The sequence below is a fragment of the Streptomyces sp. NPDC090032 genome (assembly GCF_044748025.1).
GTDB lineage: Bacteria > Actinomycetota > Actinomycetes > Streptomycetales > Streptomycetaceae > Streptomyces.
Map to the genome: position 1 here is coordinate 22,204 of NZ_JBIVFF010000018.1, position 20,653 is coordinate 42,856.

The 20,653-nt window shown below is 69.7% G+C and carries 21 protein-coding genes; 9 read left to right on the forward strand and 12 right to left on the reverse strand.

Features of this window, described 5'->3' with window-relative positions:
• Positions 1–8: 8 nt before the first annotated feature.
• Entirely contained in the window at positions 9–803 is a 795-nt protein-coding gene (locus tag ACIPWY_RS34915; RefSeq protein ID WP_401536472.1) for a carbon-nitrogen hydrolase family protein, read from the forward strand.
• A 27-nt stretch (positions 804–830) separates the two neighbouring features.
• Here ACIPWY_RS34915 and ACIPWY_RS34920 read toward each other — a convergent pair whose 3' ends face one another.
• Entirely contained in the window at positions 831–1,457 is a 627-nt protein-coding gene (locus ACIPWY_RS34920; RefSeq protein WP_362908176.1) for a GntR family transcriptional regulator, read from the reverse strand.
• Between the two features lie 135 nt (positions 1,458–1,592).
• Between ACIPWY_RS34920 and ACIPWY_RS34925 the strand changes: the two genes are divergently transcribed.
• Positions 1,593–2,282 carry a helix-turn-helix domain-containing protein gene (locus tag ACIPWY_RS34925; RefSeq protein ID WP_393704962.1) on the forward strand — a complete coding sequence of 230 codons (690 nt, stop codon included), beginning with the start codon at positions 1,593–1,595 and terminating at the stop codon, positions 2,280–2,282.
• Between the two features lie 15 nt (positions 2,283–2,297).
• Here ACIPWY_RS34925 and ACIPWY_RS34930 read toward each other — a convergent pair whose 3' ends face one another.
• A complete protein-coding gene (locus tag ACIPWY_RS34930) occupies positions 2,298–3,323 on the reverse strand; it encodes an ATP-dependent 6-phosphofructokinase (protein WP_362908178.1) in 1,026 nt (341 codons plus the stop codon).
• A gap of 286 nt (positions 3,324–3,609) precedes the next feature.
• Between ACIPWY_RS34930 and pta the strand changes: the two genes are divergently transcribed.
• From pta to pyk, 3 genes are all read left to right on the forward strand, one after another.
• A complete protein-coding gene (gene pta, locus ACIPWY_RS34935; RefSeq protein ID WP_362908179.1) occupies positions 3,610–5,685 on the forward strand; it encodes a phosphate acetyltransferase in 2,076 nt (691 codons plus the stop codon).
• A gap of 80 nt (positions 5,686–5,765) precedes the next feature.
• Complete coding sequence (locus ACIPWY_RS34940; RefSeq protein WP_401536548.1) at positions 5,766–6,989, forward strand: acetate kinase; 1,224 nt, start codon at positions 5,766–5,768, stop codon at positions 6,987–6,989.
• 74 nt (positions 6,990–7,063) lie between these two features.
• Positions 7,064–8,494: a pyruvate kinase gene (gene pyk / locus ACIPWY_RS34945; RefSeq protein WP_393704958.1), complete on the forward strand. Its 1,431-nt coding sequence runs from the start codon at positions 7,064–7,066 to the stop codon at positions 8,492–8,494.
• A gap of 73 nt (positions 8,495–8,567) precedes the next feature.
• Here pyk and ACIPWY_RS34950 read toward each other — a convergent pair whose 3' ends face one another.
• From ACIPWY_RS34950 to ACIPWY_RS34965, 4 genes are all read right to left on the reverse strand, one after another.
• Positions 8,568–9,842: a hypothetical protein gene (locus tag ACIPWY_RS34950; RefSeq protein WP_401536478.1), complete on the reverse strand. Its 1,275-nt coding sequence runs from the start codon at positions 9,840–9,842 to the stop codon at positions 8,568–8,570.
• On the reverse strand, positions 9,832–10,389 hold the full coding sequence (locus tag ACIPWY_RS34955) for a DUF6114 domain-containing protein (RefSeq protein WP_362908182.1): 558 nt from the start codon (positions 10,387–10,389) through the stop codon (positions 9,832–9,834). Before ACIPWY_RS34955 ends, ACIPWY_RS34950 begins: the two co-directional genes overlap by 11 nt.
• A gap of 135 nt (positions 10,390–10,524) precedes the next feature.
• A complete protein-coding gene (locus tag ACIPWY_RS34960) occupies positions 10,525–11,142 on the reverse strand; it encodes a DUF6230 family protein (protein ID WP_116509787.1) in 618 nt (205 codons plus the stop codon).
• A 631-nt stretch (positions 11,143–11,773) separates the two neighbouring features.
• A complete protein-coding gene (locus tag ACIPWY_RS34965; protein ID WP_401536482.1) occupies positions 11,774–12,742 on the reverse strand; it encodes a tetratricopeptide repeat protein in 969 nt (322 codons plus the stop codon).
• Between the two features lie 316 nt (positions 12,743–13,058).
• On the opposite strand from ACIPWY_RS34965, the gene ACIPWY_RS34970 reads away from it, so the two are divergent.
• Positions 13,059–13,685, forward strand: coding sequence for a TetR/AcrR family transcriptional regulator (locus tag ACIPWY_RS34970; protein WP_362908184.1), 627 nt, complete (start codon positions 13,059–13,061; stop codon positions 13,683–13,685).
• Between the two features lie 15 nt (positions 13,686–13,700).
• Here ACIPWY_RS34970 and ACIPWY_RS34975 read toward each other — a convergent pair whose 3' ends face one another.
• From ACIPWY_RS34975 to ACIPWY_RS35000, 6 genes are all read right to left on the reverse strand, one after another.
• Positions 13,701–14,789: an alpha/beta hydrolase gene (locus ACIPWY_RS34975; RefSeq protein ID WP_362908185.1), complete on the reverse strand. Its 1,089-nt coding sequence runs from the start codon at positions 14,787–14,789 to the stop codon at positions 13,701–13,703.
• A 101-nt stretch (positions 14,790–14,890) separates the two neighbouring features.
• Positions 14,891–16,591, reverse strand: a complete 1,701-nt coding sequence (locus ACIPWY_RS34980; protein WP_362908280.1) for a methylmalonyl-CoA mutase family protein — start codon at positions 16,589–16,591, stop codon at positions 14,891–14,893.
• Positions 16,592–16,685: 94 nt separating this feature from the next.
• Positions 16,686–17,024, reverse strand: a complete 339-nt coding sequence (locus tag ACIPWY_RS34985) for a DUF3817 domain-containing protein (RefSeq protein ID WP_362908186.1) — start codon at positions 17,022–17,024, stop codon at positions 16,686–16,688.
• A 43-nt stretch (positions 17,025–17,067) separates the two neighbouring features.
• Positions 17,068–17,577: a MarR family transcriptional regulator gene (locus ACIPWY_RS34990; RefSeq protein WP_362908187.1), complete on the reverse strand. Its 510-nt coding sequence runs from the start codon at positions 17,575–17,577 to the stop codon at positions 17,068–17,070.
• Between the two features lie 124 nt (positions 17,578–17,701).
• Positions 17,702–18,001, reverse strand: coding sequence for an MTH1187 family thiamine-binding protein (locus tag ACIPWY_RS34995; protein WP_351986574.1), 300 nt, complete (start codon positions 17,999–18,001; stop codon positions 17,702–17,704).
• On the reverse strand, positions 17,998–18,342 hold the full coding sequence (locus ACIPWY_RS35000) for a DUF3817 domain-containing protein (RefSeq protein WP_351986573.1): 345 nt from the start codon (positions 18,340–18,342) through the stop codon (positions 17,998–18,000). Before ACIPWY_RS35000 ends, ACIPWY_RS34995 begins: the two co-directional genes overlap by 4 nt.
• 165 nt (positions 18,343–18,507) lie before the next feature.
• Between ACIPWY_RS35000 and ACIPWY_RS35005 the strand changes: the two genes are divergently transcribed.
• From ACIPWY_RS35005 to ACIPWY_RS35015, 3 genes are read left to right on the forward strand one after another with little or no spacing between them, the layout of a single operon-like run.
• Entirely contained in the window at positions 18,508–19,146 is a 639-nt protein-coding gene (locus ACIPWY_RS35005) for an AIM24 family protein (protein ID WP_362908188.1), read from the forward strand.
• 1 nt (position 19,147) lies between these two features.
• Positions 19,148–19,798 carry an AIM24 family protein gene (locus tag ACIPWY_RS35010; RefSeq protein ID WP_401536489.1) on the forward strand — a complete coding sequence of 217 codons (651 nt, stop codon included), beginning with the start codon at positions 19,148–19,150 and terminating at the stop codon, positions 19,796–19,798.
• The gene (locus tag ACIPWY_RS35015) at positions 19,795–20,568 is read left to right on the forward strand and encodes an AIM24 family protein (RefSeq protein WP_393704949.1); all 774 of its coding nucleotides are present in this window, start codon (positions 19,795–19,797) and stop codon (positions 20,566–20,568) included. The genes ACIPWY_RS35010 and ACIPWY_RS35015 overlap by 4 nt, the downstream gene beginning before the upstream one ends.
• The last annotated feature ends 85 nt before the right edge of the window (positions 20,569–20,653 follow it).

Here is a 20,653-nt window from a genome sequence, read left to right on the forward strand (position 1 = left end):
AACGTCTCATGCGTATCGCGCTGAGCCAGATCACCACCGGCCCCCGCCCCGAGGAGAACCTCGCTCTCCTGCGCGAACAGGCCCGTCTCGCGGCGGACGCGGGCGCCCGCGTCGTCGTCTTCCCGGAGGCCGCGATGGCCTGCTTCGGGACCCCGCTGGCGCCGCTGGCCGAGCCGCTCGACGGTCCCTGGGCCACGGCGGTGCGCCAGATCGCCAAGGAGGCCGGACTCGTCGTGGTCGCGGGCATGTTCACGCCCGCCCCGGGCGGCAAGGTGGCCAACACCCTGCTCGCCACCGGCCCCGGCGTCGAGGCGGCCTACGACAAGATCCATCTCTACGACGCCTTCGGCTTCGCCGAGTCCGACACCGTGGCACCCGGGTCCGAGGTCGTCACCTTCGACGTCGACGGCACCCGCATCGGCCTCGCGACCTGCTACGACGTCCGCTTCCCGGAGCTGTTCAGGGCCCACGCCGACGCGGGCGCGGTGGTGTCCGTACTGCCCGCCTCGTGGGGCGCGGGACCGGGCAAGCGTGAGCAGTGGGAGCTGCTGATCCGCGCCCGCGCGCTCGACGCCACGCTCTGGCTCGCCGCCGTGGACCAGGCGGACCCGGCGGCCTCCGGCGTCACCGCCGCGTCGAACGCCCCCACCGGCATCGGCCACAGCGCCGTCGTCGGCCCCGACGGAACCGTACGGCAGCGCCTGGAAGAAGGACCGGGGCTGCTCATCGCGGACCTGGACCTCGACGAGGTCGCCTCGGTGCGCCGTTCCATCCCCGTACTGGCCAACCGCAGGAGCCTGTGACGGCGAGCCGGACCACCGGCCGGGCCGCTACCCCGCGAGCAGCACCTTGAGCGTCGACTCCAGGTGGCTGTCGATCGCGGCGCACGCGGCCTGCCGGTCGCCGGAGGCGATCGCGTCGAGGATCGCCTCGTGCTCGTGGAGCACCGACTCCTGACGGCCGTGCTGGTTGAACAGCGCCACCACCCCGGCCCGGATCTGCCGACTGCGGAGCCCGTCGTAGTGGCGGTCGAGGAGGGCGTTGCCCGCCGCCGCCACGATCGTCGCGTGGAAGAGGTGATCCACGGCGATGAACTCCTTGGCGTGCTCGGCCCCGCTGAGGGTGCGCTGGCGGACGAGCAGCGCCCTCAGCTCGGACACGGGGGCCTTGCCCTCGGCGATGATCCGCTCCGCCGAGTACCGCTCGACGATGCCGCGCAGCTCCATCACCTCGGTGATCTCCCGCCCCGACAGCGGTACGACCTGCGCACCGCGCTTGGGGACCAGCCGCACGAGGTCCTCGGCGGCGAGCAGCAGGAGCGCCTCGCGGATCGGGGTGCGGGAGACGCCGATACGGTCGGCGAGTTCCTGCTCGGAGAGGAACTCCCCTTGCCTGTCCGGGTCGGCGAGCACGTTCTCCTTGAGAAACGCGTAGGCCTTGTCCCGTCCCGACGTCACGACTGCCCCCAGGGTTGCATACAAGGAGTATACGGAAATGGTTACCGGGAGTCCCGTCCCCGTAGGTTCCTACGACACGTAACCCGGTGCGAACAGACCGTAGCCACCGGCCTCCCCCGCCCCTACCGTTTGCCCGTGCACCCAAGCGACTCCGCCCCGCCGTTCAACGCTCCGGCCGCCCGACACCTCCGAGAGGCCCTGGGCATGGCACCCGGGCATGTCGCTTACGGCATGCGCGCCTCGTACGGCCAGCATCACGTCACGCCCGACACGATCGTCGCCTGGGAGCGTGGGCTCACCTCGCCGACGTCGGCGGAGCTGACCGCTCTCGCGGGTGCCCTGTGGTGTTCGCCGGGTGACCTCATCGGCGCGGCGCGGACGCTGCGTGAGCACCGGATGTCCCGCGGCATGGCGCCGGAGGACGTGGCGCGCACGGTGGGGGTGGAGATCCACTCGTATCTGCGGATGGAGGAGACCGGCGAGTGGCACGGCAACGAGCGCCAGTCGACCGCGCTCGCCGAGGTGCTCGGCCTCGCGCCGCAGGACTTCGCGACGGTCACGGGCCGCGACGAACAGCTGGCGGACCTGCTGCGCAGCGCGGTGACCACGCGCTGGCAGGCGTACACGCGCCCGGTCGCCAAGCTCATCCCGGTGCACAAGGGTCAACTGGAGGAAGCGCTCCAGGAGATGCAGCTCGAGTACCAGGCGCTGATGGCCGCGACGCTCAGCTGGGGCGGCGGCTCGGGGCGCGAATCGGGCGAGGCCGGGCGGGAGTTCCTCGACGGCATCCTCGACGAGTTCTGGTCGAGGATGCACACGTCGTAGGACCGGCCGTGTGTCCTAGAACACCGATTCCGCCTCGTCCATACGGTCCTTCGGCACCGTCTTCAGTTCGGCGACGGCCTCGGCGAGCGGGACCATCTCGATCTCCGTGCCGCGCAGCGCCGTCATGCGGCCGGAGACGCCCCGGTGCGCCGCCTCGACGGCGTGCCAGCCGAAGCGCGTGGCGAGGACCCTGTCGTACGCGGTCGGGGTGCCGCCGCGCTGGACGTGACCGAGAATGACCGGCTTCGCCTCCTTGCCGAGGCGGCGCTCCAGCTCGAACGCGAGGGCGGTGCCGATGCCCTGGAAGCGCTCGTGGCCGAACCGGTCGATCGCGCCGGTCCGGTAGTCCATCGTGCCCTCGGCGGGATGCGCGCCCTCGGCCACGCAGATGACGGCGAACTTCTTGCCGCGCGCGAAGCGCTCCTCGACCATCTTGACCAGGTCGGACGGGTCGAAGGGCCGCTCGGGCAGGCAGATGCCGTGCGCGCCGCCCGCCATGCCGGACTCCAGGGCGATCCAGCCGGCGTGCCGGCCCATCACCTCGACGACCATGACGCGCTGGTGGGACTCGGCGGTGGTCTTCAGCCGGTCCATGGCCTCCGTGGCGACGCCGACGGCGGTGTCGAAGCCGAAGGTGCGGTCCGTGGCGGAGATGTCGTTGTCGATGGTCTTCGGGACACCGACGACGGGCAGGCCCGCGTCGGCGAGCATCCGGGCCGCGGTCAGCGTGCCCTCACCGCCGATGGGGATGAGGACGTCGAAGCCGATCTCGGTGGCGAGTTCCTTGGCGTTCTCGCAGGCGGCGCGGAAGCGGTCCCGCTCGAGCCGGGAGGAGCCGAGGATGGTGCCGCCACGGGCGAGGATGCCGCTCACGGCGTTCAGGTCGAGGGTCCGGTAGCGGCCGTCGAGCAGTCCCGCGTACCCGTCCTCGAAGCCGATCACCTCGTCGCCGTGGTGGGTGACGGCGCGGTGCACGACCGACCGGATCACTGCGTTCAGGCCAGGACAGTCGCCGCCGGCGGTGAGAACTCCGATACGCATCGTGCGTTTCTCCTGCTCGCTGTTGAGACTTGTGAGCCGTTGCGATTCTTTCACGGCCGTGGGGGCGACGCGGCTCACAGGCGCTGCACACAGGCCCGCGGGGCGCGCGTTCCGGGGCCTTTCGGCCCCCGGACCAGGGACTTTGTCCGGCGGGCGACCTAGCCACCCCCGGAGGTATTGTCAAGAGGACACGGCTACGACTTTCATCAGAGGCCGGTTCAATGGCCGAAACTCCGCGGCAGAGGCCCCCTTCTCTGCGGCCCGTCCAACGAAAGGGAGAGCACGCGTGACGCGCAGCGTGTACGTGACCGGGATCGACCGGGGTGACGGCCGGCAGGTCGTGGAGCTGGGAGTCATGGAGCTCCTGACCCGGCAGGTCGACCGGGTGGGCGTCTTCCGTCCGCTCGTCCACGACGGTCCCGACCGGCTCTTCGAACTGCTGCGGGCGCGCTACCGCCTCTCCCAGGACCCGGCGACGGTCTACGGCCTCGACTATCACGAGGCGTCGGCCGTGCAGGCCGAGCAGGGCACCGATGAACTGGTCTCGCGCCTCGTGGACCGCTTCCACGAGGTCGCCCGCGAATACGAGGTCGTCCTCGTCCTCGGCACGGACTTCGCCGACACGCAGCTCCCCGACGAACTGGCCGTCAACGCCCGCCTCGCGAACGAGTTCGGCGCGTCCGTCATCCCCGTGGTGGGCGGCCGCAAGCAGACCCCGGAGTCCGTGCACGCCGAGACCCGTAACGCGTACCGCGCGTACGAGGTCCTCGGCTGCGACGTGCTCGCGATGGTCGTGAACCGGGTGGCGGCGCAGGACCGCGAGGCGATACGCGACAGCCTGGCGGCCCATCTCCCGGTGCCCACCTACGTACTGCCGGACGAGCCCGCCCTGTCCGCGCCGACGGTCTCCCAGATCGCGCAGGCGCTCGGCGGTGAGGTGCTGCTCGGCGACGAGGCGGGGCTCGCGCGCGACGCACTGGACTTCGTGTTCGGGGGTGCGATGCTGCCGGCGTTCATCAAGGCGCTGACGCCGGGCTGTCTGGTCGTGACGCCCGGGGACCGCGCGGACCTGGTGGTGGGTTCCCTGGCCGCGCACAGCGCCGGCACCCCGCCGATAGCCGGCGTCCTGCTGACCCTCGACGAGCGGCCCGGCGAGGAGATCCTGACGCTCTCCGACCGCCTCGCGCCCGGCACGCCGGTGGTGGCGGTGCAGGGCGGCTCCTTCCCCACCGCGGGTGAACTGTTCTCCATGGAGGGCAAGTTGAACGCGTCGACGCCCCGCAAGGCGGAGACGGCGCTCGGCCTCTTCGAGCGGTGGGTCGACACGGCAGGCCTGCTGGAGCGCGTCTCGGCGCCCAGCAGCGACCGCGTCACGCCGATGATGTTCGAGCACAAGCTCCTGGAGCGGGCCCGCGCCGACAAGCGCCGTGTCGTGCTGCCCGAGGGCAGCGAGGAGCGCGTCCTGCGCGCGGCGGACGTCCTGCTGCGCCGCGGGGTGTGCGACCTGACGCTGCTCGGCCCGGCGGAGCAGATCCGCAAGAAGGCCGCCGATCTGGGCGTCGACCTGGTGGACTCGCAGATCATCGACCCGGCCACGTCCGAGCTGCGGGACCGGTTCGCCGCCGAGTACGCGCAACTGCGCGCCCACAAGGGCGTCACGGTCGAGCTCGCGTACGACGTCGTGGCGGACGTGAACTACTTCGGGACGCTGATGGTGCAGAGCGGTCTCGCGGACGGCATGGTGTCGGGTTCCGTGCACTCGACGGCCGCGACGATCCGCCCCGCGTTCGAGATCATCAAGACCAAGCCGGACGCCGACATCGTGTCGTCCGTCTTCTTCATGTGCCTCGCCGACAAGGTCCTCGTGTACGGCGACTGCGCGGTGAACCCGGACCCGGACGCCCAGCAGCTCGCCGACATCGCCGCCCAGGCGGCGGCCACCGCCGAGCAGTTCGGCGTGGACCCGCGGATCGCGATGCTGTCGTACTCGACGGGCACGTCGGGTTCGGGCGCGGACGTCGACAAGGTGCGCCGGGCCACGGACCTGGTGCGCGAGCGGCGGCCCGACCTGAAGATCGAGGGCCCCATCCAGTACGACGCGGCGGTCGAGCCGTCGGTGGCGGCGACCAAGCTGCCCGGCTCGGAGGTCGCCGGTCAGGCCAGCGTGCTGATCTTCCCCGACCTGAACACCGGCAACAACACGTACAAGGCCGTACAGCGTTCGGCGGGCGCCATCGCCGTCGGTCCGGTCCTGCAGGGGCTGCGCAAGCCGGTCAACGACCTGTCGCGCGGCGCGCTCGTGCAGGACATCGTCAACACGGTCGCCATCACGGCGATCCAGGCCCAGACGCCGGCCTCCTGACCCCTACGAAGAGGTAAGCACCTGTGACCTCCCACCCGTCACCCACCACCGCCCTGCCTGACGCGCTTCGCTCGGCCCCCCTGGCCAGCCGAGTTCTCGTCCTCAACTCCGGTTCCTCGTCGCTGAAGTACCAGCTGCTCGACATGGAGAGCGGCGCCCGGCTCGCCGTGGGCCTGGTCGAGCGCATCGGTGAGGAGACGTCCCGCCTCAAGCACTCGCCGCTGGCCGGGGACGGCGGCGAGGCGCGCGAGGCGAACGGCCCGATCGCCGACCACGACGCGGCCCTGAAGGCGGTCGCCGAGGAACTGGCCCGCGACGGGATGGGCCTGGACTCCCCCGAGCTCGCCGCGATCGGCCACCGCGTGGTGCACGGCGGGATGTTCTTCACCGAGCCGACCGTGATCGACGACACGGTCCTCACGGAGATCGAGCGGCTGATCCCCGTCGCGCCGCTGCACAACCCGGCCAACCTCACGGGCATCCGCACCGCGACGGAGCTGCGCCCCGATCTGCCGCAGGTCGCCGTCTTCGACACGGCGTTCCACACGACGATGCCGGAGTCGGCGGCGCGCTACGCGATCGACGTGAAGACCGCCGACGAGCACCGCATCCGCCGCTACGGCTTCCACGGCACGTCGCACGCGTACGTGTCCCGCAAGGCGGCCGAGCTCCTGGGCAAGGCGCCCGAGGAGGTCAACGTCATCGTGCTGCACCTGGGCAACGGCGCCTCGGCGTCGGCGGTGCGCGGCGGCCGGTGCGTGGACACCTCCATGGGCCTGACGCCCCTGGAGGGCCTGGTGATGGGGACACGTTCGGGCGATGTGGACCCGGCCGTCATCTTCCATTTGATGCGGGTGGGCAACATGTCCGCCGACGAGATCGACGTACTGCTCAACCAGAAGAGCGGGCTCGTCGGCCTCTGCGGCGACAACGACATGCGGGAGATCCGCCGCCGTGTCGACGAGGGCGACGAGGCGGCGCGACTCGCCTTCGACATCTACATCCACCGTCTGAAGAAGTACATCGGCGCGTACTACGCGGTGCTCGGCCGGGTGGATGCGCTGGTGTTCACGGCGGGGGTCGGCGAGAACGCGGCGCCGGTGCGCGAAGCTGCCGTGGCGGGCCTGGAGGAGCTGGGCCTGGCGGTCGACGGCGAGCTCAATTCCGTACGTTCCGACGAACCGCGGCTGATCTCGCCGGAGTACGCGCGGGTGGCTGTCGCCGTCGTCCCGACCGACGAGGAACTGGAGATCGCGCAGCAGACCTACGCCCTCGTGCACGACTCCGCGACCCGCAACGACTGAGCGCACCACCGCCCATTTGTAGATTCCGCCAGACGGAATATTCCGTAGCGAAACAAACCGATAGGATCGCCCCTATGCGCCGTTCCAAAATCGTCTGCACGCTGGGCCCCGCCGTCGACTCCGAAGAGCAGCTCGTTGCGCTGATCGAAGCCGGTATGAACGTGGCCCGCTTCAACTTCAGCCATGGCACGCACGCCGAGCACCAGGGGCGGTACGACCGTGTCCGGGCCGCCGCGGAGAGCACCGGCCGAGCCGTCGGCGTCCTCGCGGACCTCCAGGGCCCCAAGATCCGTCTCGAGACCTTCGCCGAAGGCCCCGTCGAGCTGGTGCGCGGTGACGAGTTCACCATCACCACCGACGACGTGCCGGGCGACAAGTCGATCTGCGGCACGACCTACAAGGGTCTGCCCGGCGATGTCTCCAAGGGCGACCAGATCCTCATCAACGACGGCAACGTCGAGCTGCGCGTCGTCGAGGTCGACGGCCCGCGCGTGAAGACGATCGTCGTCGAGGGCGGTGTCATCTCCGACCACAAGGGCATCAACCTGCCCGGCGCGGCCGTGAACGTGCCCGCACTGTCCGAGAAGGACATCGAGGACCTGCGCTTCGCCCTGCGGATGGGCTGCGACATGGTCGCCCTTTCGTTCGTGCGCGACGCCGACGACGTCAAGGACGTCCACAAGGTGATGGACGAGGAGGGCCGCCGGGTCCCCGTCATCGCCAAGGTGGAGAAGCCGCAGGCGGTCGACAACATGGCGGGCGTCGTCGCGGCGTTCGACGCCGTGATGGTGGCCCGCGGTGACCTCGCCGTCGAGTACCCGCTCGAAAAGGTCCCGATGGTGCAGAAGCGCCTCGTGGAGATGTGCCGCCGCAACGCCAAGCCGGTGATCGTCGCGACCCAGATGATGGAGTCGATGATCACCAACTCCCGCCCCACGCGCGCCGAGGCGTCCGACGTCGCCAACGCGATCCTGGACGGCGCGGACGCGGTCATGCTGTCCGCCGAGTCCTCCGTGGGCGCCTACCCGATCGAGACCGTGAAGACGATGTCGAAGATCGTCGTCGCGGCCGAGGGTGAGCTCCTGTCCAAGGGCCTCCAGCCGCTCGTGCCCGGCAAGAAGCCGCGCACGCAGGGCGGTTCGGTGGCCCGCGCCGCCTGCGAGATCGCCGACTTCCTGGGCGCCAAGGGCCTCGTGGCCTTCACCCAGTCCGGCGACACGGCCCGCCGCCTGTCCCGCTACCGCGCGGCCCAGCCGATCCTGGCCTTCACCACGGACGAGGGCACCCGCAACCAGCTGACGCTGAGCTGGGGCGTCGATTCGCACATCGTGCCGTACGTCGACAACACCGACGCGATGGTCGACCTGGTCGACGCCGAGATGGTGAAGCTGAACCGCTTCAACGACGGCGACACCGTGATCATCACGGCCGGTTCGCCCCCCGGCGTCCCCGGCACCACCAACATGGTCCGGGTGCACCACCTGGGCGGCGGAGAGCGCGACTGACGTCTCCCCCCGAACTGCGCCGAGGGCGCCCCCTGTTGCAGGGGGCGCCCTCGGCGTCTGTGCGGCAGCGGGGTCAGCCGGTGAGGTACTGGTGCAGACCCGGCACGTGCAGGTCACCGCCGAACTGACCGGCCTGCTTGACCTTCACGTTCGTGAAGTAGATCAGCGGGATGTTCAGCGGCGGCGGGTGCTCGGCGTCGAACGTGATCGGGATCAGCCCCAGGAGGTTGCCCGAGATCGACTCCGTGTACATGGTGGTCGTCCCGCCACGGATGGTGGACGTGGTGCCCTTGCCGGCCTGGACGTGGTACGTCTTGCCGTCGGGGCCGTCGACCGTCTGGTGCAGGTCACCGATGTCGGTGCCGTTCGAGATGACGTACTTCAGGACCTTCTTGATCGTGCCGTTGGGCGTGCGCACGTTCACGACGCCCTGGTAGTCCGCACCCTTGAGGGTCAGCGAACTGGCCTCCAGATGCCACGAGTCGTTCGGGACCTGAGCAGGGGTCTGCTCGTTGTCACCCTCGGCGTCCGTGGCGACCGGGCAGTTGTCCGGCACGCCGGTCTCGCTCGGCGACGGCGTGGGGACCACCTTGGTGGCCTTGTCCGCGACGTCGTCGACGGTCTTGCCGGCCTTGTCCACCGTGTCCTTGACCGCGTCCCCGGCCTTGTCCGCCGTGTCCGTGACGGGCTTGGTGACCTTGCCGACGGTGTCCTTGACGGTGCCGCCCACGTCCGTGGACTTGGACGCGGATGCCGACGGCGAGGGGGTCGGGGTCGCCGACTCCTTCTCCTTGGGCGTCAGCAGGTCCTTGAGCGCGTCGCCGACACCCAGCGGGTCGAGCGGGTTCTTGGTCTCGGAGGGCGCCGGGGTGGGCGTGGCCGTCTTGGTGCCGGCCGTGCTGCCGTCCGAGGAACCGCCAGAGGTGTCCGAGGGCTTGGACGCGGAGGGCGACGGGGTGGGCTCGGCCTTGTCGCCCGAGTCCGCCTTGTCGTCCGACGTGTCCTTGCCCGCGGACGCCGAGGGCGACGGCGTCGGGGTGGGCGAGGCGGACTCGTCACCCTTGCCGTCGGTCGCGTCCTTGCCGTCCTCGGACGCCTTGATCGCGTCGGCGCACGCCTTGTAGTCGTCGGCCGAGAACTTGGTGGGATTGTCCTTGGCCTGCGCCAGCGTGGGGGTCAGCCCCATGCCCATGAGCACGGCGGTGGGCATCGCCGCAATGGCTATCGCCTTGCCCGCGGGAATGTGCAGCCTGGTGAACATCGGCTTTCTGGGGGCTGCATGCCGCGGCCCGGTTCTCTCACGGAACTCTGCCGCAGAGTTCTCGTGACGCACCTCGTCAGCCGGCACGGTGCCTCCCGTTCGTCACGTCGTTACCGTTCGGGCTCGTTCCTGACAGATCGTTCGACGCACCGCCGAAGGCGTCGAAGGCTGCCGTCTCGCCCTTCTGGGCGTCCGCGTCGTCCGCGGACTTCCCGCCGCCCGTCTCCTGCTTCGCGGCCCGTGCGGGCCCCCAGGAGATGCCGAGAGCGCCGCCGAGCAGCGCCAGCAGGAAGCCGATGACGAAGCCACCGAAGTTGGAGACCACCAAGGAGACCAGGGCGAGCAGGATCGCAGCGACGCCCGCGAAGATGCGGGACATCGGCTGGAACCAGAGCGTCAGGCCGAGCACCACAAGCAGGACGCCGATGATCAGTGAACCGGCGCCGGCGGTCGTCGACATCCGGATGGTCATCGAGCCGAGCGTGAGATTCGCGTACGGGAAGTACATGATCGGAATGCCGCCCAGCAGCGTCAGCAGACCACCCCAGAATGGGCGCTGACCGCGCCACCCTCGGAACGATCGGCGCGTCCGGCCGAGCCTGTCGCCCAGCCCTGCTTGCGCTTCGGCGCTCATGTCGTACAGCTCCTCGGGAATGGCGTTGTTCTGTGGTGATGGTGCGTGTCGGATTCGGGCACGGGGACGTCCCGGAGCTTCCGTTCGCCCCCGCGCCCGGCCGTTCAGCGCTGTGAGTGAACTAGACCCTGGGGCCTAGTAGCACTCGTGTGCGCCCTTCTGCACCTGCATGTGCAGGCCGGAGAGCTTGAAGGTGCCGGCCGTGGTCGCCCACGCGCGCTGCTTGACATCTTCGAAGTGCACCGAGTCGGCCTGCTGCGAGAACGAGTCCGGGACGTACTTGTCGCCCTTGGACGGACCCGGACCCTTGGTGGTCGAGTCGATACCGACGCCGATGTCGATGTTCTTGAACGTGGCGTTGGTCGACAGGTCATCGGCGTCGATGTAGAGCTTCTTCGCCTCGACGCGGGGGCCGCCCGCACCGCCCGCGCTGAGCTTCATCGACACGTCACCGAAGACCGGCACCGGCACGACGACCGACTGGCACAGGTTGGTGATCTTCGCCTCGTTGAGGCCGACGACGGCAACCGGGTGTGCACCCGACTTACCGCTGTCGAGGGCCCCGTACTGGACGAATCCCGTACCGTCGAGCGAGTCGGCCGTCACCTTGAACGACTGACCCGAAACACTGAACGATGCCGCAAGCGCACCCTGCGAGAGGGCGACGCCTATCGCGGCAGTAGCCGCGACGCTCGGCACCATGACTACGGCGAACCGCTTCCATCTGGTTCCGCCACGAGCCACGGACTCCATGACTTTCCTCCTTCTCGGACGTACATCTCCGGCCCTGACTGCACCCCTTGGGGCGATCAGCCGGGCAGGGATGGGAGAAGTGCTACGTCCTCGGGAAGGAGAGCGCCCGTTTCGGGGGCGTGCAATGGCACCCGAATCACCGGCGATCACCCCCGAGCGACAACCACCACTGGTCGCACCTGACAGTCACGCGCAACCTGCTGGACAGGCCCTGCCGGGAAGCAGAGACCCCCCTGCCCAAGGCCGGCGGCACTGCTGCCGGCCTGCTCGGTGGGGACCCTGAAACCCCGCGACCCGATTGGCTGTCGGACTGCGGGATGAGGACCGAGCGTCGCCGATCGTGGTGCATTCTCGGCGCGGGCACAAGGGGGTTCGTTACTCGCTAGTAACGGACGGATAACCGAACAACGACCCGATGGTGTCACCCGACAACACAGGGTGGTGTCAAGCGAGTTGCCAAAGCAGAGGAAGAAGGGGCGTAACCGGACAGAAGATGCCCCTTGACTTACTCCAAGTAACAGCGGTCGCCTTTACCAAGTTTTGGTAAAACGCGACCGCTGTGTACCCGTGGAGACAGAACTTTCACCTGGGCACCACATAGCCCGGCGTTTAGGAACAGGTCAGAAACCGCTCAGAAGAGAACCCGGGCCAGAGCCGCACGGCCCGTAGTCACGCGCGGATCGTCGGAGCCGACGACCTCGAAGAGTTCGAGCAGCCGCACGCGCGCGGCGTTCCGTTCATCGCCCGCCGTGACCTTGACCGTGTCGACAAGTCGGCCGAACGCGTCCTCGACATGGCCTCCGACCAGGTCGAGGTCGGCGGCGGCGATCTGGGCGTCCACGTCGGAGGGCCGGTCCGCGGCGTCCTGACGGACCTTCTGCGGATCGAGACCCTGCACGCGCAGGAGCAACTCGGCCTGCGCCAGGCCCAGCTTGGCCTCGGTGTTGCCGGGGTCGTCGCTCAGCACGTTCTTGTACGCCTGGACGGCGCCCGCGAGGTCACCGGCGTCAAGAGCCTGGACGGCGGCTTCGAGCAGAGCGTCGTACGGGCCGACCGGAGCCTCCACGACCGGTGCGGCATCCTCCGCATCGGCGTCGACCGTGACGCCGGTCAGGCCGAAGCGCTCCTCGGCGACCTGGATCAACTGGTCGAGCGTCCCGCGGATCTGCTCGACCGGCGCGGCCCCCTGGAAGAGCGGCAGGGCCTGTCCGGCCACCACCGCGAAGACCGCCGGGATCCCCTGGACCCCGAACTGCTGCATCAGCATCTGATTGGCATCGACGTCGATCTTGGCGAGCACGAACCGGCCGTTGTACTCGGCCGCGAGGCCTTCGAGCAGCGGGCTCAGCTGCTTGCACGGCTCGCACCACTCGGCCCAGAAGTCGATGACGACGGGCACTTCGGCCGAACGCTGGAGGACCTCGCGCTCGAAACCGGCCTCGTCGACGTCGATGACGAGGCTCGACGGGGAGACGGCCCCGCCGCCGCCCTGCCGTGCGGACTCGGCGCGCGCCTGCTCCGCCTTCGCCTTGGCCTCCTGGGCCGCCTTCACCGCGGCGAGGTCGACGACTCCGCTCATGGACATGTTCCGTGGCTGCATGAGTACATCCTCCCCCTTCCGCGGTGTGTTGTGGGCCGGGACCACCCGTCGCGGCCTCCCGCCGGAGTGCGGGCACCGTCAGGGATCCGGCCGTGGGCGTGATCCGCGGCCCCAAGAGGGGCCGTTCTGCGGCCCGGAGGGGCCTGTGCGGCGCCGGGTCCCCACCCGGTGCCTCGTGGTTGTCGCAAGAATGATCGAGCTTTCGCTACAGGTCGTAGCGTAACTCTCGTGCGAGCCGTGTGGGGAGGGGGTTCCGGTGATCTTCGCTGTGGTCTGCCTCACGGCGCTATCCCTACCGGCCGGTATGGTCCTTTTCATGCAGAGCCGCATCCCCCCACCTCTCCCGAGAACGGGCCGCCCCCGAAGCGCCGCCGCCGACGCGGCGATCCTCGATGCGACCCGTGCGGCGCTGGTCGACCTCGGCTGGTCGAAACTCACGATGGGGGACGTGGCGTCCCGCGCGGGCGTCGCCAAGACGACGCTCTACCGGCGCTGGGCGAGTAAGAACGAGCTCGTCGTGGACGCGGTCGCGGTCCTCTTCGACGAGCTCGAACTCCCGGACAACGGCAGCCTCGCCGCCGACATCGGGGGCGTGGTCCTGCAGTTCGCGGCGCTCCTGAACCGTCCGGAGACCAAGACGGCGCTGATGGCGGTCGTCGCCGAGTCCACCCGCGACGAACCGCTGCGCGAGCGCATCCGCACCTCGATCGTGGACCGGCAGAAGCGCCTGGTCCTGGAGGGCCGCGCCCGCGCCCACGCGCGCGGCGAACTCCCCCTCGAAGCCGACCCGGCCGCCGCGGCCCGCACCGCCGACCTCATCTTCGACGTGGTCGCGGGAGCCGTGGTGCACCGCACGCTGGTGAGCGCGGAGCCGGTGGACGAGGAGTGGGTGGACCGGTTCACCGCCCTGCTCCTGGGCGGACTCGCCTCCGTACAGGCGTAGCCCGCCCGGGTTCCGTCACTTGTTCCAGGCGCAACTGCCCAGCGTGGCACGCTTCTTGGTGACCAGTCGGGCCGCCTCGTCCGCGGGCAGGACGCGGGTGTGCGAGCTTCGGCACACGACCGTGCGGTCCCCGTGTCCCGCGAGGTCCACGAGGATCTGGTCCCAGTGGCGGTACTGGACGTCGTGCGCGGAGTCGGCGTACGTGCGGACCGTGACGCGGTCCGGGGAGAACTGCTCGCGCCAGGTCGCGAGGGTGGCCGGCGGGACCGTGGTGTCCTTGTCGCCGCCGTACAGGTACACGGGGGCCGTCAGCTTCGACAGATCGGGGCCCGGCCGCTCGCAGTACAGTTTCTGCTCGTGGACCTGCGGTGCCGGATCCGCCTGCTGGCCGCGCTGGTTGTAGGTGCGGGCGCCGTCCTCGTACGCCGTGTCGGCGAAGCCCGGGATCGACTTGACGGGGCTGTCGTCGGGGAACGCCCACCACTTGCGCGGGTCGGTGATGGAGTCCTTCAGGGCCGCGGCGAGCGCGTCGTCGGACATCGAGCAGTACGCGGGCTTGTCGCCGTACGGGGGCAGGGCGGCTGCCAGGTGCAGGGCGGAGACGCGGCCGGGCGCGCGGGCGGCGAGTTCGGCGGCGTAGGGGCCGCCGCCGGAGATCGCGACGATCCTGAACTTCTTCACGCCGAGACGGTCGAGGACGTCGAGGGCGTCCCGCGCGAAGTCGGCCTTGCCGAGGGCGGGGTCGTAGGCGGTGTCGCCGAAGCCGTCGCGCTCGACGGAGATCAGCCGCAGGCCCAGGTCCGCGCGCGTGGTGCGGAAGAAGTCGGTCATGTGGACGGCACGCGCGCTGGTGCCGGTGCCGCCTATGTAGAGGACGGGGACGCCGTCGCGCGGGCCCGAGTCGGTGTAGTGGGCCGTGCGTCCGGACGGCAGCTTCGCGGCGCGCACGTCGGGGCCGAGGGGGTCGAAGGTGTCCTGCACCTTCGGCTCGGCCGGCGGACTCGCGCTCACCGCCCCGGATCCGCCGAGGACCATCCCGCCGAGCAGGGCTAGGGCGGCACATCCGACGGTCGTGGTGGTGCGGTTGAGTCCGGACAGACGCATGGAAACTCCAGGGGCAGGCGACGATCGACGTGCCCGCGCCTACCCCCCGCCGCACCGGGTGACACCTGTCACTCCTCAGGTGCCACCGGCGCGAACTCCCGTCAGAACCCGGGGGGTTCGGTGTACACGCCCCACTCGTCGCGCAGGATCCCGCAGATCTCGCCCAGGGTGGCCTCGGCGCGTACGGCGTCGAGCATGGGCGGGATCATGTTGCCGCCGTCGCGCGCGGCCTTCAGCATGTCGTCGAGGGCGTCGCGCACGCGGGCGTCGTCCCTGGCCGCCTTGCGGACGCCGAGCTCGCGCACCTGCTCGCGCTCGACCTCGTGGCTGACGCGCAGGATCTCCAGGTCGCCGGTGACGGACCCGTGGTGCGCGTTGACGCCGACGACCCGCTTGTCACCCTTCTCCAGCGCCTTCTGGTATTGGAACGCGGACTCGGCGATCTCGCCGGTGAACCAGCCGTCCTCGATGCCGCGCAGGATGCCCGAGGTCATCGGTCCGATGGGGTGCTGCCCGTCCGGGTGGGCGCGCAGACCGCGCTCCTTGATCTGCTCGAAGATCTTCTCCGCGTCGGCCTCGATGCGGTCCGTGAGCTGCTCCACGAACCACGAACCGCCCAGCGGGTCCGCGACGTTGGCGACGCCGGTCTCCTCCATGAGGACCTGCTGCGTGCGCAGCGCGATCTCGGCGGCCTGCTCGGAGGGGAGCGCCAGGGTCTCGTCGAGGGCGTTCGTGTGCAGCGAGTTGGTGCCGCCGAGCACGGCCGCGAGCGCCTCGACGGCGGTCCGCACGACGTTGTTGTACGGCTGCTGCGCGGTCAGGGAGACCCCGGCGGTCTGCGTGTGGAAGCGCAGCCACTGCGCCTTGTCGGTCTTCGCCCCGTACACGTCCCGCAGCCAGCGGGCCCAGATGCGGCGCGCGGCGCGGAACTTGGCGATCTCCTCGAAGAAGTCGAGGTGGGCGTCGAAGAAGAAGGAGAGGCCGGGCGCGAAGACGTCCACGTCGAGCCCGCGCGAGAGGCCGAGCTCCACGTAGCCGAAGCCGTCGGCGAGCGTGTACGCCAGCTCCTGCGCGGCCGTGGAGCCGGCCTCGCGGATGTGGTACCCGGAGACCGAGAGCGGCTTGTACGCGGGGATGCCCGCCGCGCAGTGCTCCATGAGGTCGCCGATCAGGCGCAGATGCGGCTCGGGCTGGAAGAGCCACTCCTTCTGCGCGATGTACTCCTTGAAGATGTCGGTCTGGAGCGTGCCGTTGAGGACGGCCGGGTCGACGCCCTGGCGCTCGGCGGCCACGAGGTACATGCAGAAGACGGGCACGGCGGGGCCCGAGATCGTCATGGACGTCGTGACGTCCCCGAGCGGGATGTCCTTGAACAGGACCTCCATGTCGGCGGCGGAGTCGATGGCGACGCCGCAGTGCCCGACCTCACCGAGCGAGCGCGGGTCGTCGGAGTCGCGCCCCATGAGCGTCGGCATGTCGAACGCGACGCTCAGCCCTCCCCCGCCGGCGGCGAGGATCATCTTGTACCGCTCATTGGTCTGCTCGGCGTTCCCGAACCCGGCGAACTGCCGGATCGTCCACGTACGGCCCCGGTATCCGGTCGGATACAGGCCGCGCGTGTACGGGTACTCGCCGGGCCAGCCGATCCGCTCGAAGCCCTCATAGGTGTCCCCGGGGCGCGGCCCGTAGACCGGGTCCACCGGGTCCCCCGAGAGCGTCGAGAAGTCGGCGTCCCGCTTGCGGGCGGAGTCGTACCGGGCCTGCCAGCGGCGGCGGCCCTCTTCGATGGCGTCAGCGTCCATGCTTCCCATGCCTTCAAATTTACTTGGACGTCCTAGTAAATGTCGATGGCAAACCGCCCGCACATCGTGCGGGCGGTGGGGGTGGCGGCGTCCGTCAGGCCTTGGCGACGGCCGGGCCGTCGTCGGTGACCTTGGAGTCCAGCTCGCGGGAGATCTTCCGCTCGACGAAGAACGCGGCGGTCGGGATCGTGCCGGCGATCAGGACCCACAGCTGCTTGCCGACCGGCCACTTCGCCTTGGAGCCCAGGTCGAAGGCGAAGACCAGGTAGACCACGTACAGCCAGCCGTGCGCGATGGCCACGACGCGCGTGACATCCGCCGCGCCGTCGATGCCGAGCACGTACTTGGCGATCATGCCGAGGCACAGCAGGACCAGCAGGACGCCCGTGACAAAGGCCATCACCCGGTACCGGGTCAGCACGCTTCGTTTCATGGATACGAGCGTAACGGCCCGTTTTGCGCGATCTTCGCGCGGGTCAGTCCTCGGCGAAGTCGTGCGCGGCGACCCGCAGCGGCCGCAGCATCGCGAAGATCTCGCCGCACTCCTCGGCGTCGTACACCCCGAGCCCGAAGTCCATCGCCATCAGGTCGCGGGTGGCGGCGTCGCAGACCTCGCGGCCCTTGGCGGTGATGGAGGCGAGCGTTCCGCGCCCGTCGTTCGGGTTGGGCCTCTTGTCGACGAGCCCGGACCGCACGAGGCGGTCGACGGTGTTCGTCACCGAGGTCGGGTGCACCATGAGCCGCTCGCCGATCTTCGACATCGGCAGCTCGCCGGCCTTCGAGAAGGTGAGCAGCACCAGCGCCTCGTAGCGCGCGAAGGTCAGCCCGTACGGCTTCACGACCGCGTCGACCTCGGCCAGGAGGATCTGGTGCGCGCGCATGATCGAGGTGATCGCGCCCATGGACGGCACGGACCCCCAGCGCTGCTTCCAGAGTTCGTCTGCGCGGGCGATGGGATCGAAGGCAAGGCTGAGCGGCTTCGGCACGCCCAAGACCTTACCGGCCGGTCATATGCTGGTCAGCCCCGTCTCGCTCCTCGGTCCTGAACGCGCGAAAGCCCCGGCCCGCCCGGGCCGGGGCTGCACACGCAAGACGGTTTCCGATCAGGTGTCACTCCGCGGCGAGATGCCGCTCCACCGTCGCGACCTTCGACGTCATGCCGTCCGTCACACCGGGGCGGATGTCCGCCTTGAGGACGAGGGACACACGCGGGGCCCGCGCCTCGACGGCGGCGACGGCGCGCTTCACGACGTCCATCACCTCGTCCCACGACTCGCCCTCGATGGTGGTGAACATCGCGTCGGTGTGGTTGGGGAGCCCGGATTCGCGTACGACGCGGACGGCGTCGGCCACGTACTCGCCGACGTCCTCGCCGACACCGAGCGGGGAGACCGAGAAGGCGACGATCATGCGCTCACGGCCTTCTCCTGGCGGGCGCGGGACGCGATGACCGCGGCCTCCGCCTCACGCTTCAGCTTGCGCTCGGCGAAGAAGCCGCCGGTCGGCAGGACGGAGAGGACGAAGTAGAGGGCGGCGGTCTTGACGCCCCACTTCGTACGGTTCCACGCGTCGAGCCAGAAGAGCACGTAGAGGACGAACAGGACGCCGTGCACCATGCCCATCACCGGGACGGCGTCGAACTCCGTGGTCCGCTTCAGCACCGAGCAGACGAGGAGCAGGAGGAAGGAGACGGCCTCCGGAGCGGAGACCAGGCGGAGTCGGCGGAGTGCGGAGGCGGTCTTGATGTCCACGGGGGCACCTTCGGCAGAAGCGGTGAGGGGGCGGGCGTTCGATCTTGTGAACGTAAGCACAAGCGCCGCCCATTGTGGCATCGGGGATGTCCCGGGGTTCGCTCAGGGTTCGTTCAGGGCCGGGACCCCTGTCCCGGGGGGCATCTCGCCCATTACCGTCACATCGTGGCTACGTTCCGACTCCAAGGCAGCAGAGTGCTCGCCGTCGACATGACGGGCGACGGCGTCAAGGCGAAGAACGGCTCGATGGTCGCGTACGACGGCCGGATGGCGTTCAAGAAGATGACGGGCGGCGGCGAGGGCATCCGCGGCATGGTGACCCGCCGCCTCACCGGCGAGGAGATGACGGTGATGGAGGTGAAGGGGCAGGGCACGTGCTGGTTCGCGGACCGGGCGAGCGAGATCAGCGTCGTGAACCTGCGGGGCGACAAGCTCTTCGTCGAGTCGAGCAATCTGCTCTGCACGGACGCGGGCCTGCGCACCGGCACGTCCTTCACCGGTGTGCGGGGCGCCTCCCAGGGCAACGGCCTGTTCACGACGACCGTCGAGGGCCACGGCCAGGCGGCGATCATGAGCGAGGGCCCCGCGGTGGTGCTCCGCGTCAGCCGGGACCACCCCCTGACCGTCGACCCGGGCGCGTACGTCGCACATCAGGGGAATGTGCGGCAGACCTTCCAGTCGGGCGTCACGTTCCGCACGTTCCTGGGCGAGGGCGGCGGCGAGGCCTTCCAGATCCGCTTCGAGGGCGACGGCCTGGTCTACGTACAGCCCAGTGAGCGCAACACGATCGCGGGGGACGTGTGAGATGCCCTTCCGTGAGATCAACTCGAAGATGGTCGAGGCGACGGTCGTCCCCGGGCAGCGGATCTACAGCCAGCGCGGCGCGATGCTCGCCTACAAGGGGGACGTGACCTTCACGCCCAGCATCCAGGGCGGCCAGGGCGGGGTGATGTCCATGATCGGGCGCCGCGTGGCGAACGAGGCGACGCCGCTGATGACCGTGGACGGCAGCGGCACCGTGCTCTTCGGGCACGGCGGCCATCACGTGCAGGTGATATCCCTCTCCGGAGACACCCTCCACGTGGAGGCGGACCGGCTGCTCGCCTTCGACGGGAGTCTTCAGCAGGGCACGATGTTCATGGGCTCGCAGGGCGGCGTCATGGGGATGGTGCGCGGCCAGGTCACCGGCCAGGGCCTGTTCACCACGACCCTCAAGGGGCACGGAGCGGTCGCCGTCATGGCGCACGGCGGCGTCATCGAGCTGCCGATCACCCCGGGCCGCCCCGTCCATGTCGACCCGCAGGCATACGTCGCGCACCACGGCGACGTACGGAACAAGCTGTCCACGGCCCTCGGCTGGCGCGACATGGTGGGACGCGGCTCCGGCGAGGCGTTCCAGCTGGAGCTCAGCGGCAGCGGCGCGGTGTACGTCCAGGCCTCGGAGGAGAAGCTGTGAGCACCCCGGTGATCTTCGACCCGGCCACCCTGCCGGCCGACGACAATGTGAACGCGTACACGTTCTGTGTGGAGCTCAAGGGCAGCAGCTGGTTCCTGCAGAAGGGCAAGATGATCGCCTACTACGGGCGCATCGACTTCAACGGGATCGGCCACGGCCGCCTCGACCGCCTCGTGCGGACGTCCTTCCACTCCCCGCTGCACGCGAGCGACTGGGTCGTGGCGGAGGGCTCGGGCAAGATGCTGCTCGCCGACCGGGCCTTCGACGTGAATTCGTACGACCTGGAGCACGGGAACCTGACGATCCGCTCGGGCAACCTGCTCGCTTTTCAGCCAACTCTCGCGCTGAAGCAGTCGATCGTTCCCGGCTTTCTGACACTCATTGGCACGGGCAAATTCGTGGCGGCCTCGAGCGGCCCGGTGGTCTTCATGGAGCCGCCGATCCGCGTTGATCCACAGGCGCTGGTCGGCTGGGCCGACTGCCCGTCGCCGTGCCACCACTACGACCACGCCTATCTGACGGGCGTGATCGGCGGTCTACGTGCGATGACGGGCGTCGGAGGCGTCTCCGGGGAGGAGCACCAGTTCGAGTTCGTGGGCGCCGGGACGGTATTGCTGCAGTCCACAGAGGCATTGATGGCCGAGCAGGCGACGGGCGCGGTGCCGCGGCAGGCAGGTGTGCCGGGGGGTCAGGGGGCACCCGGACAGCAGCCGGGGGTACCGCGTCTTCCCGGACAGCTCGGCGACCTCCAGCGTCGCTTCGGACTGTGAGCGGTAATCTGCGGAGTGTGACGTCGAACGCGTGACCCCTTTGTGCCTCGAAGGGGTGGGAGGCGTCACATCCCCCACTTTCGTT

Bases quoted from the DNA above. Each gene is read 5' to 3' on its own strand.
- ACIPWY_RS35010 (WP_401536489.1), top strand. From the start codon at position 19,148: ATGCCCTTCCGTGAGATCAACTCGAAGATGGTCGAGGCGACGGTCGTC.
- ACIPWY_RS34980 (WP_362908280.1), bottom strand. From the start codon at position 16,591: ATGGACGCTGACGCCATCGAAGAGGGCCGCCGCCGCTGGCAGGCCCGG.
- ACIPWY_RS34965 (WP_401536482.1), bottom strand. From the start codon at position 12,742: ATGCAGCCACGGAACATGTCCATGAGCGGAGTCGTCGACCTCGCCGCG.
- ACIPWY_RS34960 (WP_116509787.1), bottom strand. From the start codon at position 11,142: ATGGAGTCCGTGGCTCGTGGCGGAACCAGATGGAAGCGGTTCGCCGTA.
- ACIPWY_RS34985 (WP_362908186.1), bottom strand. From the start codon at position 17,024: ATGAAACGAAGCGTGCTGACCCGGTACCGGGTGATGGCCTTTGTCACG.
- ACIPWY_RS34995 (WP_351986574.1), bottom strand. From the start codon at position 18,001: ATGATCGTCGCCTTCTCGGTCTCCCCGCTCGGTGTCGGCGAGGACGTC.
- pyk (WP_393704958.1), top strand. From the start codon at position 7,064: ATGCGCCGTTCCAAAATCGTCTGCACGCTGGGCCCCGCCGTCGACTCC.
- ACIPWY_RS34955 (WP_362908182.1), bottom strand. From the start codon at position 10,389: ATGAGCGCCGAAGCGCAAGCAGGGCTGGGCGACAGGCTCGGCCGGACG.
- ACIPWY_RS34930 (WP_362908178.1), bottom strand. From the start codon at position 3,323: ATGCGTATCGGAGTTCTCACCGCCGGCGGCGACTGTCCTGGCCTGAAC.
- ACIPWY_RS34915 (WP_401536472.1), top strand. From the start codon at position 9: ATGCGTATCGCGCTGAGCCAGATCACCACCGGCCCCCGCCCCGAGGAG.
- ACIPWY_RS34975 (WP_362908185.1), bottom strand. From the start codon at position 14,789: ATGCGTCTGTCCGGACTCAACCGCACCACCACGACCGTCGGATGTGCC.
- ACIPWY_RS34970 (WP_362908184.1), top strand. From the start codon at position 13,059: ATGCAGAGCCGCATCCCCCCACCTCTCCCGAGAACGGGCCGCCCCCGA.